The 14,959-nt window shown below is 61.9% G+C and carries 14 protein-coding genes; 3 read left to right on the top strand and 11 right to left on the bottom strand.

Annotated elements, in window-relative coordinates; genetic code table 11:
* Positions 1-753 (top strand): alkaline phosphatase family protein (locus I8N66_RS15350; protein ID WP_291154885.1); only part of this gene is annotated, 753 nt, incomplete at its 5' end.
* Positions 754-819: 66 nt separating this feature from the next.
* Here the strand turns inward: I8N66_RS15350 and I8N66_RS15345 are convergent.
* Both I8N66_RS15345 and I8N66_RS15340 read right to left on the bottom strand, forming a co-directional pair.
* Positions 820-1,044: a hypothetical protein gene (locus I8N66_RS15345; RefSeq protein ID WP_291154884.1), complete on the bottom strand. Its 225-nt coding sequence runs from the start codon at positions 1,042-1,044 to the stop codon at positions 820-822.
* Positions 1,045-1,131: 87 nt separating this feature from the next.
* The gene (locus I8N66_RS15340) at positions 1,132-2,145 is read right to left on the bottom strand and encodes a methyltransferase (protein ID WP_291154883.1); all 1,014 of its coding nucleotides are present in this window, start codon (positions 2,143-2,145) and stop codon (positions 1,132-1,134) included.
* A 567-nt stretch (positions 2,146-2,712) separates the two neighbouring features.
* On the opposite strand from I8N66_RS15340, the gene I8N66_RS15335 reads away from it, so the two are divergent.
* On the top strand, positions 2,713-3,015 hold the full coding sequence (locus I8N66_RS15335; protein WP_291154882.1) for a helix-turn-helix transcriptional regulator: 303 nt from the start codon (positions 2,713-2,715) through the stop codon (positions 3,013-3,015).
* Positions 3,012-4,271 (top strand): HipA domain-containing protein, encoded by a 1,260-nt coding sequence (locus I8N66_RS15330; RefSeq protein WP_291154881.1) that lies wholly within the window; start codon positions 3,012-3,014, stop codon positions 4,269-4,271. The genes I8N66_RS15335 and I8N66_RS15330 overlap by 4 nt, the downstream gene beginning before the upstream one ends.
* Before the next feature lie 475 nt (positions 4,272-4,746).
* Here I8N66_RS15330 and dhaL (I8N66_RS15325) read toward each other — a convergent pair whose 3' ends face one another.
* The 9 genes from dhaL (I8N66_RS15325) to I8N66_RS15285 all read right to left on the bottom strand — a co-directional run bounded on the left by dhaL (I8N66_RS15325) (position 4,747) and on the right by I8N66_RS15285 (position 14,857).
* A complete protein-coding gene (gene dhaL / locus I8N66_RS15325; protein ID WP_291154880.1) occupies positions 4,747-5,388 on the bottom strand; it encodes a dihydroxyacetone kinase subunit DhaL in 642 nt (213 codons plus the stop codon).
* A 61-nt stretch (positions 5,389-5,449) separates the two neighbouring features.
* On the bottom strand, positions 5,450-7,537 hold the full coding sequence (locus I8N66_RS15320) for a bifunctional sugar-binding transcriptional regulator/dihydroxyacetone kinase subunit DhaK (protein ID WP_291154878.1): 2,088 nt from the start codon (positions 7,535-7,537) through the stop codon (positions 5,450-5,452).
* A gap of 172 nt (positions 7,538-7,709) precedes the next feature.
* Positions 7,710-9,359 carry a dihydroxyacetone kinase subunit DhaL gene (dhaL, locus tag I8N66_RS15315; RefSeq protein WP_291154876.1) on the bottom strand — a complete coding sequence of 550 codons (1,650 nt, stop codon included), beginning with the start codon at positions 9,357-9,359 and terminating at the stop codon, positions 7,710-7,712.
* Positions 9,360-9,388: 29 nt separating this feature from the next.
* Positions 9,389-10,162 carry an SDR family oxidoreductase gene (locus I8N66_RS15310; RefSeq protein WP_291154875.1) on the bottom strand — a complete coding sequence of 258 codons (774 nt, stop codon included), beginning with the start codon at positions 10,160-10,162 and terminating at the stop codon, positions 9,389-9,391.
* A 59-nt stretch (positions 10,163-10,221) separates the two neighbouring features.
* The gene (locus tag I8N66_RS15305; protein ID WP_291154873.1) at positions 10,222-11,208 is read right to left on the bottom strand and encodes a substrate-binding domain-containing protein; all 987 of its coding nucleotides are present in this window, start codon (positions 11,206-11,208) and stop codon (positions 10,222-10,224) included.
* 86 nt (positions 11,209-11,294) lie between these two features.
* Entirely contained in the window at positions 11,295-12,299 is a 1,005-nt protein-coding gene (locus I8N66_RS15300; protein ID WP_291154871.1) for an ABC transporter permease, read from the bottom strand.
* A gap of 58 nt (positions 12,300-12,357) precedes the next feature.
* The gene (locus I8N66_RS15295) at positions 12,358-13,836 is read right to left on the bottom strand and encodes a sugar ABC transporter ATP-binding protein (RefSeq protein ID WP_291154870.1); all 1,479 of its coding nucleotides are present in this window, start codon (positions 13,834-13,836) and stop codon (positions 12,358-12,360) included.
* A 410-nt stretch (positions 13,837-14,246) separates the two neighbouring features.
* Entirely contained in the window at positions 14,247-14,582 is a 336-nt protein-coding gene (locus tag I8N66_RS15290; RefSeq protein ID WP_291154869.1) for a type II toxin-antitoxin system RelE/ParE family toxin, read from the bottom strand.
* Positions 14,582-14,857 (bottom strand): type II toxin-antitoxin system Phd/YefM family antitoxin, encoded by a 276-nt coding sequence (locus tag I8N66_RS15285; protein ID WP_113540294.1) that lies wholly within the window; start codon positions 14,855-14,857, stop codon positions 14,582-14,584. Before I8N66_RS15285 ends, I8N66_RS15290 begins: the two co-directional genes overlap by 1 nt.
* Positions 14,858-14,959: the final 102 nt, after the last annotated feature.

The raw sequence follows: 14,959 nt of genomic DNA, 5'->3' as shown, positions 1-14,959 counted from the left end.
TCAACACGCCGGCGGCGCAGGCCGCGGCTGCAGTCCTTTCGGGCTCGGCCGATGCGGTCGCGCAAGGCGGACATCGCTCTTGGGGTCGGCATGGTTTCCTACGGCACCACGCTCGACGCCGCCATGAGGACGCTCTTTTCGCCGCAATCGCTTGCCGACGGATTGAGCGAAACAGTCTCGAAGGCCGGAAAAACGCAGATCCACCTCGCGGAAACCGAGAAATACCCGCATGTCACCTATTTCCTCAATGGCGGGCTCGAAGCGCCACATGCGGGTGAAGTGCGCACCATGGTTCCCTCGCCGAAGGTGGCGACCTATGACCTGCAGCCCTTCATGTCCGCGCCGGAACTGACCGAGAAGGTGATCACCGCCATCGACGGCGGCGAGTACGATCTTGTCGTCGTCAACTACGCCAATCCCGACATGGTCGGTCACACCGGAAGCCTGGAAGCGGCCATTGTTGCCGTCGAAACGGTGGATACCGCGCTCGGCAAGATCTGCGAAAGTGTCCGAAGCAGGCAGGGTTCCCTCCTCGTCATCGCCGATCACGGCAATTGCGAGACGATGATCGATCCCGAGAACGGTGCGCCCCATACGGCGCATACGATCAATCCTGTTCCGGTCATCCTTTTCGGCCGGCCTGAGATTGACGCGCTGCATGACGGCATTCTGGCAGATGTCGCCCCGACCCTTCTTGCGCTCATGGGGGTCGATGCATCAGCTCAGATGACCGGCCGCCCTCTCTTCGGTTAAAAGTTTCCGCAATCCCGGCAAAATCCTCTGAACTTTGCCGGGATTGTTTTCCTCATTCCTTCGAGGTCAGAGCGAGTTTTCTGCGTTCCTGAGGCAGATCTTCTCCATATCTTCTTTCGGAAGATCGAGGCTGTTCAGGAGCTTCAGCGTATCGCGGATGTAGCCCGGGCCCTTCTCAGGGGCGAAGGGAGATTTGGCAGAGAAGAGGATGCGGTCGCTGCCGGAGAACCGTTCGCGGGGATTTTGGACGATTGCCCCTCTGACATCGCGAAGGAGGTTTTTCAGGTTCATGGCATAGACGCGGATGGGACGCCTTTTCGATCGACATTGCCACCTTAGTCGATGTTGCGGAACACCCGCCGGGGTCGTGTTTTCCGTTCAGTCGGGCTTGAAGCCGATCACCATCGAGTCCGGTCCCAGCAACGGCTCGACGCGTGTGGACACGAAACCGGCGTCTCGCATCCAAGCCTGGCAGTCGGCTCCGGTGTAGTCGAACCCGCCGCGGGTCTCGATCAGCATGTTCAGGCTCATCAGCAGGCCGAATGCGTTCAAGCGTCGCTCGTCGTCGATGACGGCATCGTAGACGATCAGGGCCCCGCCGTTCGGCAGCGCGGCGAACGCCTTTTCCACAAGCTTCCGCTTCTCGGCAAGGTCCCAGTCGTGCAGGATGTGCCCCATCACGATCACATCTGCATTCGGCAGCGGGCCGTCGAAGAAGTTGCCGCTTTGAAAGCGGATGCGGTCAGCGAGGCCCTGCCGGGCGACGAACTCCTCGAAGATCGGCTGCACGGAGGGCAGATCGAAGCCGATGGCCTTAAGATGCGGATGGGCGCGCGCGACCACCACCGGCACCATCCCTTGCGCCGCGCCCACATCGGCGAATGTCGTGTACTTCGACCAGTCGAACTTGGCGGCGATCGCCTGCGCCGCACCGGCGCTGATCCCGCTCATGGCCTCGAGGAACCCGCGCAGCCGTGCGGGCTCCGCATAAATCGCGGCGAAGAAGTCATCGCTATGCTTTGCTTCGTTCTGCGGCTCTCCGGTGCGCAGGGCTTCCGTCAGCGAGCCCCAGAAACCGTAGAGCCGGGCATTGGCCATTTCGAGGATGCCGCCAATATAGGACGGCTTTGCCTTGTCGAGGAAGAGGTCCGTATCAGCGGCATTGCGATAGCGGCCGTCCTCGCGTTCGAGCAGCTTCAGGGCCACCAGGGTATCGAGGAAGTCGCGGGCCGCGCGGGGATGCAGTTTCAACCTGGCCTGCAGGTCGGACAGGTCGGCCGGGCCGGCTGCAAGCGCGGTAAAGACACCGAGCTCGACCGCGCTGAGCATGGCCTTGGAGGCCCAGAACCCCATGCCGAGCTGCATGATGTTGTCCGGTGTCGTTGCGCCCATCGCTCGTCTCCTCATCGATCTGTCGTTGAACGGCATCCGGGATTGGCGCTAAAACCGAGGCGGTCGGGCAGCGCTGGCAAGTCGAGGACGTTCCGTCTCGTCGAGGCTTCCAGCCGGCAAAAATAGAGCGTTTTGCTAGGGGCTGCAATTAATCAAGAAGCACTAGCTAAGAGCTCTTCGGCCGCCTCTTTTATGACAAGAGTTGTAGCCCGCTTCCGTTCAGGAGCGGAGTCCGTATCCATGCCGCACGGCATCGAATGACGCCCTCGGGCGGCATGGCGGTAAGGTCGAAGCGTAGGCGTCAGCCCCCATCTTCGAGGGACTAATGGATGGTAATGTGCCAGGTCGTCGCAATAGGTGGCCGAAGGCAGTCCCCCCGCAACTCGACGTTTTTGTCCCGTGAGGACTAGCCCCGAGACATGGTCAGTTCCTGGCGGCGTTGGATCGTTAACGTATCAAATCCCGCGTTATTGATACGTTAACATTCCATAGATCGCTTGCCATGCATCACCAGGATGATATGTTTGCAGATCAATGGAACTATGTATGAGCCGTTAAGGTTTCAAAATGAGCGAATACAGTGAAATGTTGCAGGAAATCGGCAATCGCTTGCGTGACGCTCGAATAGCTGCCCATCTGACCCAGGAACAGGTGGCAGACCTCGCCGGGATATCGAGGCCCCGGTACCGAGATATCGAGAAAGGGACCGCGGCGGCGCGCGCCACAACGCTCATCAATATCGCCCGCGCACTCGGTCTCGAACTGATGCTCGTTCCTCAAGCAATCGTACCCGCGATCAGGGCGCTTTCGCGGCCTGTGGAGGACGATGACCTGCCGGCTTTTGCACCGGAACCCGATGGGGAGCGATGATGGCAGCCAGCTACAGCCCGCCCAAGAATATACAGGCGCTGAACGTTCTGCTCCAATCCGAAAAAATTGGCACGATCGTTCGTACACCTGGCGATTTCAATGCGTTCAGTTTTCAGGAGAGTTACCGCGCGGGCGGCGGGCTGCCAATCCTGAGCCTCTCGTTTCGCGCAGCTGATGGCGGGGTGCGGAAGGATCCACGGCCAATTGCCGGCGCCCTACCGCCATTTTTTGCTAACCTCCTTCCCGAGGACAAGTTGCGCGAGGCAATGGAAAGACATCATGCCGGCAATGTTCGGCCGGGAAATGATTTCGATCTTCTCGCCGCGCTTGGGGCCGACCTGCCAGGTGCGGTTCGTGTTGTTCCAGAGAAGGGGACATCAGTCATACCGCTCGCTGAGGTGGCTGCGCAGCCAAAGGTTCGCTTTTCGTTGGCCGGCGTTCAGATGAAGCTCTCGGTTATGAAGAACACGGGAAAAGGAGGCGGGCTAACGCTTCCCATCCGTGACGGCGAAGGGCAGTACATCGCCAAGTTCCCGTCTACGGCATTCCCGGGGGTTTCCGAGAATGAGTTCGCCAACCTAGCTCTTGCGCAGGCCATAGGGATGGATGTTCCGGCCCGGGAACTCGTCGAAAAGTCGGATTTTGCGGGGATTCCGGAAGAATTTGCTACAATGACCGACGGCAAGGTGTTGCTGGTCAGGCGCTTCGACCGGGCAGAGGGCGGCGCGCGTATTCATATTGAGGACTTCGCACAGGTCTTCGGTGCCTACCCATCGCGCAAGTACGACGGTGCGGCCTACCACGATATAGCGAGTGCACTCAACGTCGCTGTCTCACAAGCCGCCGCCCTGGAGTTTGTCCGTCGGCTGACAGTGGCTGTGCTCACGGGCAACGGAGATATGCATCTGAAGAACTGGTCGATCATTTATCCCGAAGACGGAAACACTCCAGCGTTGGCTCCTATCTATGATGTGCTTTCGACCATCCCTTATATTCCCGCTGATGCGATGGCACTTTCGTTGGGCGGCGAACGAGCGTTTAAGGCTCTCTCGGCCCCGCGATGGAAATCCTTCGCAAACCGGGCTCGCCTTCCCGAGCCTGCAACCCTTCGGGCCGTCACCGAAACGGTCGAGCTCGTCAACGAGCGCTGGTGGACATTGCCGGAACGTGACGTTGTTCCGTCAGCTGTGCTAGAGAGGATCGACGCTCACATTAAGGCTCTGACGCCAGTCCTTGACACCTGTTCAAGAAAATAGTGATCAACTTCCTATGATGGGGGGAAGATCGATACGAATGCCAGCTCTTGCCGGACAAAAAAGGGATGGCGGTCCAGCGGGCAGCGCAGTTCTCCGGCTGGTATGTCTTCTTCCTGGCAGGGACGGCCGCGATCGGTCTCATTCCGGCTATACCGTTCATGATAATCGGCTACATGCGGGCGGAAGCGCGTGAACGCTGGTCTCTTAGCCTTTCCCTGGCGATCGGCGCCACGCTCGTGACGGCAGCGCTGCTCGGTCTCGTACCGGCCATCGTCATTGGGGGGCTGGGACGCTCCTTGTCTCGGCGCTTTGGGCAATCATGTTCCCAGATCTGCGAAAACGTGACCGCATCCTCGACTGATCGAGGCACTCGTTTCGCGCTCGATGGGCCGCGGCGTTTACTGCGGCCCGCCTTCACTAGACTCCCCAGCCTCTGTATGGGTTGTGGATCCCATAGCGTTCGCTCTGTTGTCGCTCAACTGTCGATGGTTGCCGCCATGGCACGGATAACAAGAACGGCCGAAGCAGCGCCTGGGTCGACGTGGCCAAGGGAGCGTTCGCGCACACGGGCTGCCCGACCCTTGGCCGCCACCATCGATCGGGTCGCGTTGGCCCCGGCGTCGGCGGCGGCAACGACATCGCTCCAGAACTCAGCGCTGGTCTTCTTGTCTGCGAGTGCTGCGGCGGCGGCGTCGGCCGCTGGCAACCAGGCATCCAGCATGGTCTTGTCGCCGCGCTGGCCCTTGCCACGCTCGCAGATGCCCGAGCCAATGGCGTCGATCATGGCCGCTGCGGTGGCAAGGTTCAGTTCACTGGCGCCCGCAAGCGCCTGTGCGGCGCGACGAAAGGCGGTCGCGTAAAGCGGACCCGTCGATGCGCCAACGGCGTTGAGGAAGGCGCCGGCCGCCGTCGCCATCACATCGGAGGGCTGCACCCTGTCGACGTCGATCTTTGCGAGTTCGGCTTTCACCGCAAGAAAACCCAACGACATCGTTGTGCCGTGGTCGGCGTCACCAATCGCCCCGTCCAGTTCGGAAAGATGATCCTTCTCGGCCTCAACGGCGGCAGAAATCGCCTCGAACATAGCGATGAGGCGGCGCACCGCGTTTTCCGACATCATTATCCTCCCAGAACGTCGCGGGGTATGGCGTTCGTGGCCCGGACCCCGTGACGGAATATCAATTGATACGCAGGAAAGCCGTTTCGCAAGGATGGCGCAACAGTTCGGTCAGTTCCTGGTCGAGATGCAGAATGGAGATGGAAGCTCCAACCATGTCGAGTGAGGTGCAATAGTGCCCAATCCAGTTCGCTTCAATCCGAATATTCTTGGCTTCCAGCCTTTGGGCGACTCTCCGGAAAAGGATGTAGAGTTCCATCATCGGTGTGCCGCCGAAGGAGTTGACGAGCACGGCAACGCGGTCGCCGGGGGCGGCCTTCATCTCCTTGAAGATGTTGTCCATGATGCTGTCGGTGATTTCGTCTGCGGATTTGATCCGCTCGCGCGTGACCCCCGGCTCGCCATGGATGCCCATCCCGATCTCCATGTCATCGGGCCCGATCTCGAAATTGTGCCTTCGGGTCTGCGGCATCGCGCAGGGTTCGAGCGCCACGCCGACGGTGTAGGTGCGCAGGTTTGCCTTTCGCGTGACTGCCTCGCAGGCTGCAAGCGGGAGGCCGCGATCACAGGCAGCACCGGCGATCTTGAAGATGAAGAAGTTTCCGGCAACGCCACGGCGTCCCTCGCGGTCTTCGACCGGCGACGATGCGATGTCATCGGTGGTGAGCACCGTGCGGACTTTGATGCCTTTCTCCTCGGCGATCTCCGCCGCCATCTCGAAGTTCATCACGTCACCCGCATAGTTGCCGTAGACGAAGAGCACGCCCTCGCCGCCCGAGGCAGCCGCTGCGCATTGCACGATCGGGTCGGGTGGCGGCGAGGAGAAGATATTCCCGACGGCCACGGCATCGGCGAGCCCCTTGCCGACATAGCCGAGAAAGCATGGCTCGTGGCCCGTGCCGCCGCCAATCACCAGTCCGACTTTCCCAGACCTTGGGCCGTTGCGGGCGACCAGCGCACGATTGGAGCCGTTGATCGGCTGCAGATAGTCGCTATGCGCGCGAACGGCGCCGTCGAGCATCTCCTCGACCACCTGGTTCGGGTTGTTCAGGAACTTCTTGACGTGGGTTCGGTAGGAGCTTGGCGCCGGCGCGACTTTTGGCTTCTGGGATAGCCTCGCATCGAGACTTGTAACGCCGTCTGCCCGAAGGATGCCGTGTCCCGTTGCCGCATCGGTGATCAGCACGTTGGCGTAGCCGCCGCGCAGTGCTGCAAGCAGGGCCGGAACCTTGTCGAAGCCGCCTGCAACGAGAATGCGCGTGTCGATCTTGCGCAGCATGTCGAGCGAGATGCCGACCGTGCGGTCGTCGAGCGGGCCTGCGACCGGTCGGCCTCGCTCGTCGATAAAGCGTCCCGCGACGACGCCGACGGCCCCGGCTGCCAGGTAGTGCTGCAGCGAGACGGATTCGAAGAAGCCGCTGGTGTGGATCGTCGAGTTTGGTCGCAGCGAGGAAATGCCAAACAGCATTCGATTGGCGCGCCCGAGCGTTTGGAACTGTTCCTGCAGCAGCGGTTCGTCCAGCAACATGGTGCGCATTGCCGGCGATTTGACGATGGCCGGGGCGGTGATGTTGACGCATCGCGCCGAGACAGACTGAGCGATTGCGGCCGCACAGAGCTCGGGCGTGTAGGCAAAGGTTGCGGTGGTGCCGCCAGTCGCCTGGACGACGGTCATGTCCTGGAGCGCCGCAATATCGGCATGTTCGCCGACGGAAAGCACGGTGCGCCCCCAGGCGACCGCGAGCGTGTCCCCGGACTTCAGGAGCTTCGGTAGCGCCTGTGCGGCGGCTACGCCAAGCCGGTCGATGAGCGGTCGCGCGTTGTCGTCGCTTGGGACCACAAGGCAGTCGGTCAGGCCGAAATGCCGCTTCAATTCCTGCGCGATCGTCAAGGAGGCCAGCCGCGCCGGCTCCAGGGAGATGTGGACGATACCTTTTTCGCGCGCGTCCGCCAGATAGCTGTTGACCGTCGCGCGTGAGACGCCCATGGCGTCGGCGATCTCGCCCTGGGTCATGCCGTCTTCGTAGTAGAGCCAGCAAGCCCACACATAGGGGTCATCGCCGTAGCGCAGCGGGATTGCGTCCGACGTATCGCTCGCACCGCCGCGATTGGCGCCGCCCTTGCGTGGAGAGGGTGTCTTGGTCGTCATCTGGTCTTTTTCTTCCCCTGTTTTGGCTCGGGAGGATGGAAGCAACGTCGTGCTTTTGCAACCTCATAACCGCATGGGGCGGGGCGCGACCCCAGCCTATTTCACCGGGATCGCGCAGGCCCTGGGAGAAGGTCATCGGCCGCGGCAAGCTTGTCGCCGCGGCGCGCAGGTGTCAGGCGAGGCGCGCCTGGGCGCCAAGCGAAAGTTCCTTGAGGATGATTGCGCAGGACGTCGCGCCTGCGTCGAGCACGCCGAGCGAGCGCTCGCCGAGCCGGCTGGCACGGCCGATCTTGGCAACGAGGTCGCGCGTCGAGTCGCGGCCGGCTTCGGCGGCGGCAATCAGGGCGTCGAGAGCTTCGGAGAAGCTCTTGCCGGACGAGACAGACCCGTCGAAGGCCTCAATGGCCGGAACGAGCGTGTCGATCAGCGTCTTGTCGCCGACCTTGGCGGAGCCGATCGACTGAATGCCCTCAAGCCCCGCGTGCAGCATACGGCTGTAGGCTGCCGTGTCGATGGCCGGCACGCCGTCGAGCTTTTCGGCAAACTCCGTGAACATCACCCCGTAGAGCGGGCCCATCGAGCCGCCGATCTCGGTCATCAGCACGGTGCCGAGCGTGTCCAGCGCCTCCGACAGGGTGGCTTCCCTGTCCTTCAGCCGATCGGCTGCCATGCCGAAGCCCTTGGCCATGTTGACGCCGTGGTCGCCATCGCCGATCTTGCCGTCGATCTCGCTCAGATAGGCGCGGTTCTCGATGATGCGTTCTGCGAGCGACAGTACGATCGCGCCGGCATTGGCGTTGCTACACGTCTGCATGATGCGCTTCCTTCGGCACAGGATGGTGGTGCAGCGGACCTCGACGTCGAGGAGCGCCTTGAGTTCGTCGTCGAGTGCCAGCACGGTCAGCGTCGCGCCGACCATCTCCAGCGATGTGAAGTAGTTGCCGATATAGGTCCGGTAGATGCTAAGGCCGCGGGCGGTGATTTCCTTCTCGATCGTGTCGTTCAGGATGTAGAGCTCGTTGAGCGGCGTGGCGCCGAGGCCCGAGACCAGGACCGCAACCTCGGTTCCGGACGCCAGGTTGTGGTCGTCGAGCACGATCTGGCACATGTCCTTGGCGACTTTGTCGGCGGTCTTCAGCGCTTCGACCCGTACGCCCGGTTCGCCGTGGTGGCCGATGCCGACTTCCATCGTGCCGGGCTCGATCTGGAAGTTCGGATGGCCGACGGCGGGAAGCGTGCAGGGACCAAGACCGACGCCGATCGAGCGGCAATTGTCGATCGCCTTCTGCGCGGTCGCGCGTACCTCTTCGAGGCTTGCGCCTTTGGCCGCCTTGGCGCCGCCGATCTTCCACATGAAGATCTCGCCGGCGACGCCACGGCGCTTCTCGCGCTCCTCCGGCGGTGCCGAGCAGACGTCGTCATTGGCAACGACCGTCAGCACCTCGATGCCATCCTTGGCCGCAAGTTTGGTGGCCATCTTCACGTTCATGTTGTCGCCGGCATAGTTGCCGTAGAGGCAGACGACCCCCTTGCCGCCGTTGGCTTCGCGGATCGCATCGTGGAAGCTCTTGGCGGTCGGTGAGGAGAACAGCTCCCCGACGGCAACGGCATCCAGCATGTTGCGGCCGGTGTAGCCGATGAAGGCCGGCTCGTGGCCGGAGCCGCCGCCGGTGACGACGCCGACCTTGCCGGCAACCGGCGCACCCTTGGCGACGACCACGCGCGGGTTGTCAGCCAGGCGAACGATGTCGGAGTGAGCCTTGACGAAGCCCTTGACGGTGTCCTCGACCACCTCGTCGGGATTGTTGATGAACCTTTGCATGGTGTCTCCTGTAATGGGGTCGTGCTTCGTCAAAGAATGGTGTAGCCGCCGTCGATCAGGAGATCGGCGCCGTTGATCATGTCGGCTCCCGCCGACGCCAGGAACACGGCGGCCGCCGCGATCTCTTCCGGATAGGCGAAGCGGCCGGCCGGGATACGCTTCTTGGCTGCTTCCCCCTTCTCACCGTTCCAGGCCTTCTTGCCGAGTTCGGTCAGAACGATGGTCGGCGAGATCGTGTTGACTGTGATGCCGTGCTTGCCCCATTCGGCCGCAAAGGTCTTCGACATGCCGATGACGCCGAACTTCGATGCGCAATAGGCAACGTGGTCTTCGATCGCGACGGTGCCGGCCTGGGAGGCGAGATTGACGATCTTGCCGCCCTTGCCGGCTGCGATCATCGCTCGCCCGACCGCCTGGGTGACGAGGAAGCTGCCCTTCAGATTGATGGCGATGGTCTTGTCCCAATGGTCGAGCGACAGATCTTCGGCCGGGGCCAGGAAGACGACGCCGGCGCTGTTGACGGCAATGTCGATGCCACCGAACGCGGCGACCACGCTGGAGACGGCCGCATTGACCGAGGCTGCGTCCGAAACGTCGCAGGCGAAGGGCCTCGCGCCACCGCCGAGTGCCTCGGCTTTTGCGCGCGCAACCTCCTCGTTGATGTCGAGCACGGCCACTTTGGCGCCCTTGGCGGCAAAGGCGCTGGCGATGGCCGCACCGATGCCGGAGGCGCCGCCGGTGACGAGGGCAACCTTGCCGGTCAGCGGGAAGTTGAGGTCGATCTGGGGGGTGGTCTCGGTCATGTCGTTGTCCCTCGGCGGTTGGAAAGCGGGGCGGGCAGGCCGCCCCGCCAGCATTGGCGTTACTTGCGGGCTTCGAGCAGCTTGTCGACGTTCTCGGTCGTGACCGGGGTCCACGGAACGTTGTATTCCTTGTCCTTGCCGTCGTTGAACGGCATGTCGGGATACTGCGCCCAGATGTCGGACTGCGGCTTGTAGTCGCCCTTCCTCGCCTGGAAGATCGCGATGTCGAGCGCGCCCTGCGCCTGGGCGCGGGCATCCTGCAGGATCGAGGTCATCGTGCCTTCCTTGACGGCCGTCAGAGCGTCGGTCACGCCGTCGATGCCGGCAATGGCGAAATCGTCGACCTTGAGGCCGGCCGATTTGATCGCCTCGATTGCGCCGAGCGCCATCTCGTCGTTCTGGCCGATGACGCCGTTGATCTGGCCCTTGTGAGCAGTGAGCCAGTTTTCCATCAGCGTCTGGGCTTCCGCACGCGACCAGTTGGCGGTCTGCTGTTCCAGGACCTTGACGTCGGGGCACTCGGCGAGCGCCTTCTTGTTGCCTTCGAGACGGGAGATCTGCGCCGACTGGCCGATCGGGCCTTCGATGATGACGACGTTGCCCTTGCACCCGATCTTGTCGAGCACGGTCTTGGCTTCCATGTAGCCCGAGACCGTGTCGTCCGATCCGACATAGGCGGTCAAGAGATCCGAGTTGACGCGCGTATTGGAGCCGACGACCGGGATCCCGGCGTCGTGTGCGGCTTGAACGGCGGTTGCGCCGGCCTCGATGTCGATTGGCACGAAGATGATCGCGTTGAATTTCTGCGTGATCATCGTGTTGAACTGTTCCTGCTGGACCAGCGCATCGTAGCGGCCATCAAATACGGTCAGTTCGACTTCACCGCTCTTGACGGCGGGGTGATCCTCGAGGGCCGCCGACCAGATCTGCATAAACTCGGCGTTGAGGCCGTAGGGCGCGGCACCGATCTTGATCTTTTCTTGCGCGACTGCTGATGACGCCAAGAGGGCCGTGGCGGAAGCCAGGGCAATCACGAGTTTCTTCATGCTACTCCTCCATATTGTGGTTTCCGCTGCCTTCATGGCGCACGGACTGGTTGACAGCCGCCGCCAGGCGGCCGTTGTCTTGAGGGTCAGAGACCCTGATTGCGTTTCTGGTCGAGCATCACGGCGCCAACGATCAGCGCGCCCTTGAGGACTTGCTGGTAGTAGGACTGGATGCCCATCAGATCGAGGCCGTTGTTCATCACGCCGATGATCAGCGCCCCGATCAGCGTTCCCGTGACGCGGCCGACGCCACCCGAAAGGCTGGTGCCGCCGATGACGACCGCGGCGATAGCATCGAGTTCATAGGCGATGCCGGCCTGCGGCAGGGCGGAGCCGGTGCGGGCCGAGAGCATCATGCCTGCAAGGCCCGAAAGACCGCCGGAGATGACGTAGACGAGGAAGCGGATCCGGGTGACGTTGATGCCCGAAGTCTTGGCAGCATGCGGATTACCGCCCACGGCGTAGATGTAGCGGCCGAAGCGCGTGCGGGTCAGGATCCACCACGAGGCGAGAAAGACGGTCGCAAGCAGGATGACCGGCATCGGAATGCCAAGGATGTTGCCCGTTCCGATCCAGCGGAACTCAGGCGTGAGAGCCGGCACGGGCTTGCCGCCGCCATAGATCAGCGTCATGCCGCGGGCGGCAGACAACATGCCGAGGGTGGCGACGAAGGCCGGGACCGAGAAGCGCGAAACGATGAAGCCGACGATGATGCCGCAGGCGACGCCGACGAGAATGCCGATCGCCAGTGCCACGAAGAAGGGGTAGGGCGCGCCGGCAACGCCGGCAGTGGCCGAGGTGGTCGCGAAGCTGGCGCTGACCATTCCGGCAAGGGCGACCACGGAGCCGACGGACAGGTCGATGCCGCGTGTCAGGATGACGAAGGTCATGCCGATCGCAAGCACGCCGTTGATCGACGTCTGCAAAAGCACGTTTGAGATGTTGCCGGGCGTCAGGAAGTACTCGTTGGAGAACGAGAGGATGACTGCCAGCAGCAGGAAGGCGAGAAAGATGCCGTATTCCTGGATCAGCGTGCCGCGCTTTTCGGCGCTGAACCAGCTTCTGGATGGGTTGTTTTCGATGTTGGACACGGTTCTCAGGCCCCTTTGATGTCGGACAAGCGCTTTTGGCGTCGATCTCGCGGGTGGTTCAGGTCGACAGATGGACGAGCGATTGGGCGTCGGTCGCCCGGCGGTCGTAGATGCCGGCGGATTTTCCCTGGCGCATTACTAGAATGCGGTCGGACATGCCGAGCACTTCGTCGATCTCGGAGGAAATCATGACGACGGTGCCGCCGGCTGCGGTGAAGTCACAGATGATGCGGTAGATTTCGCGTTTGGCCCCGACGTCGACGCCGCGGGTCGGCTCGTCGAGCAGGAGCAGTCGCGGTTGGCGCAGGAACCATTTGCCGAGCACCACCTTCTGCTGGTTACCGCCCGATAGGCCCGAGACCGGCATCGTGTCGCGTGCGGCCTTGATGCCGAAGCGAGCGATCATCTCGGCGCTCGCTGCGGCCTCGTCGCGCCCCTTTATGACGAAGCGCGGGCTCATTTCGGGAAGGCTCGCCAAGCAGATGTTGCCGCGAACGCTGTCGGCGAGATTAAGGCCGCTGACTTTCCTGTCTTCGGTAACGAGGGCGATGCCGCTCGCCATTGCGTCGGCCGGCTTGTTGACGCTGATCTGCTCGCCCTCGAGCCTCACGTCGCCTCGTGCCGGACGGTCGAGGCCGAACAGGCAGTTGAAGATCTCCGTGCGGCCCGAACCCATCAGCCCGTAGATGCCGAAGATCTCGCCCTTGCGCACCGAAAACGAGATGTCCTCGATCTTGCCCGGCAGTGTCAGGCCGGAGACTTCGAGGCCGATCGTGTCGGTCGGGTCGTTGGTCTTGATGTATTCCTCGCCGAGTTCCCGCCCGACGATCATCTTGATCAGGCCGGGGCGATCGATATTGGCAAGCAGGCCGCTGCCGACATAGCCGCCGTCGCGAAAGACCGTGTAGCTGTCGGCGATCTGGAAGATCTCCGAAAGCCGATGCGAGACGTAGACGACGCCCTTGCCCTCGGCCTTGAGGCGGGCAACCGCGGCAAACAGGTGCTGCGCCTCCTTCTCGCCAATCGCTGATGTCGGTTCGTCCATGAAAATGACCTCGGCTTCGTGGCTGAAAGCCTTGGCGATTTCGACGAGCTGCATCTGCGCGACCGAAAGGGTCATCATCGTCTGGGTGGCGCGGATGCCGAATTCCAGCCGATCCAGCAATTGCTGGGCATCCCGGTTCATCTTCTTGAAATCGATGCCGCCGAAGCGCCCTGAAGGTTCACGGCCGAGATAAATGTTTTCGGCCACCGTCATGTGCGGGACGGGGCTCAGTTCCTGCTCGATGATGGCGATGCCGGAGGCAAGCGCTTCGGCCGGATTGCCGTAGCGCACTTCCTTGCCACGCCGCCAGATCGTGCCGCCGTCGCGCTGCTGGATACCCATCAGGATCGAAAGGAAAGTGGACTTGCCGGCGCCGTTGCCACCGCAGAGCGCGTGAACGGAGCCGGCCTGAAGCTCCAGGCGGCCGTCGCGCAGGGCGGCGACGCCTCCGAACGACTTCTTCAATCCCTCAACTTTCAGCAATGGCTGCATGGTTTCCTCCACGCGTCGTCTATTTCGACAAAAATCACATCGAGATCGACAAATGTCAATGATCGAATTTTACTTTTGATAATTGAATGACGACTTTTGTAAAGTTGGAGATGCCGTGCGATATCACCCAAACGCACCGATCCTCGCAGGCCTTGTTGTTCAAGCCGGCGGAAATTCAGTTCCAGATCGCTGAAATCGGGGGGGCCACGCCTTCGGCCGCGGGAACTTGGGCCTCACATTGGCGGGAGTAACGCGGCAATTGGTTGCCGTCTTTGTCGCTGGCGCGACCGGGAATTTGAGGTGACGGCGGATGAGCGCGGCCGAACGACGAGGTTCGCGCAGGAATTGAGGTGACGCGCATGGAAGAAAACGCCGAAGAGGAGGCGGCCCGAGCCTCCTTACGGGCAAGGTCACGATTGTTTCGTGCGGAATAGGCGCTTTTCCAAGAATGTCTGCATGTCACGTCGCCCATCGGACACGCAGTAGACGACCACATCTGTACCTAAGATGCGGTAGATCATCCGCCAAGGCTTGTGGTGTAGTTCGCGATATTCGGTGATACCGACAGGAGCGAGCTCTTTGGGGATATTCCCGCGAGCGGGCATATCTTCAAGGCTCGATGCCGCAGCTTCGAGCTCACCGAGTATTCGCACGGCTGTCTCGACACCATCGCGTTCCGCAATGAAGCTATAGAGATCTTCGATATCCTGTTCGGCGTCTTCGGAGAATAGAACTCTGTAAGCCATCAGGATTTGGATACGCGTTGCCTGATCCGCTTGAACGTCTCGGCGGCCGGACGCAGGTTGCCCGCTTCGACCTGCTTGTTGGTAAGCGCAAGCACTTTCAGCAGGGCGATCGTCTCCTGCGTTTCCTCGTAAACCGTAACATCCTGCAGCACGGCTTTCGCTTCGCCGTGGACCGTGAGCACCACCGGTTCGCGATTTTCGGCAAGCGTCCGGACGATTTCAGGCGCGTGGGCCTTTAGGTAGCTGATGGGTTTCACTTGCTGCGAAAGCTTCATAACCGTCGTCTCCACTTAGACCAAAAGATAGGCCTTTAAATGGTCGAATGCAAATGGATGATCCTGCAGGGTCTTTGTAGAGGGCGATTTGGCGGCGGCTGC

The sequence above is a fragment of the Ensifer sp. SSB1 genome (assembly GCF_016652895.1).
Taxonomy (GTDB): Bacteria; Pseudomonadota; Alphaproteobacteria; order Rhizobiales; family Rhizobiaceae; genus Ensifer.
This window is presented reverse-complemented; position numbering and strand designations above follow the sequence as displayed.

What these genes read in the sequence shown, in the direction of transcription:
- I8N66_RS15345 (WP_291154884.1), bottom strand. Translation starts at nt 1,044, where the DNA reads ATGAACCTGAAAAACCTCCTTCGCGATGTCAGAGGGGCAATCGTCCAA.
- I8N66_RS15340 (WP_291154883.1), bottom strand. Translation starts at nt 2,145, where the DNA reads ATGGGCGCAACGACACCGGACAACATCATGCAGCTCGGCATGGGGTTC.
- I8N66_RS15335 (WP_291154882.1), top strand. Translation starts at nt 2,713, where the DNA reads ATGAGCGAATACAGTGAAATGTTGCAGGAAATCGGCAATCGCTTGCGT.
- I8N66_RS15330 (WP_291154881.1), top strand. Translation starts at nt 3,012, where the DNA reads ATGATGGCAGCCAGCTACAGCCCGCCCAAGAATATACAGGCGCTGAAC.
- dhaL (WP_291154880.1), bottom strand. Translation starts at nt 5,388, where the DNA reads ATGTCGGAAAACGCGGTGCGCCGCCTCATCGCTATGTTCGAGGCGATT.
- I8N66_RS15320 (WP_291154878.1), bottom strand. Translation starts at nt 7,537, where the DNA reads ATGACGACCAAGACACCCTCTCCACGCAAGGGCGGCGCCAATCGCGGC.
- dhaL (WP_291154876.1), bottom strand. Translation starts at nt 9,359, where the DNA reads ATGCAAAGGTTCATCAACAATCCCGACGAGGTGGTCGAGGACACCGTC.
- I8N66_RS15310 (WP_291154875.1), bottom strand. Translation starts at nt 10,162, where the DNA reads ATGACCGAGACCACCCCCCAGATCGACCTCAACTTCCCGCTGACCGGC.
- I8N66_RS15305 (WP_291154873.1), bottom strand. Translation starts at nt 11,208, where the DNA reads ATGAAGAAACTCGTGATTGCCCTGGCTTCCGCCACGGCCCTCTTGGCG.
- I8N66_RS15295 (WP_291154870.1), bottom strand. Translation starts at nt 13,836, where the DNA reads ATGCAGCCATTGCTGAAAGTTGAGGGATTGAAGAAGTCGTTCGGAGGC.
- I8N66_RS15290 (WP_291154869.1), bottom strand. Translation starts at nt 14,582, where the DNA reads ATGGCTTACAGAGTTCTATTCTCCGAAGACGCCGAACAGGATATCGAA.
- I8N66_RS15285 (WP_113540294.1), bottom strand. Translation starts at nt 14,857, where the DNA reads ATGAAGCTTTCGCAGCAAGTGAAACCCATCAGCTACCTAAAGGCCCAC.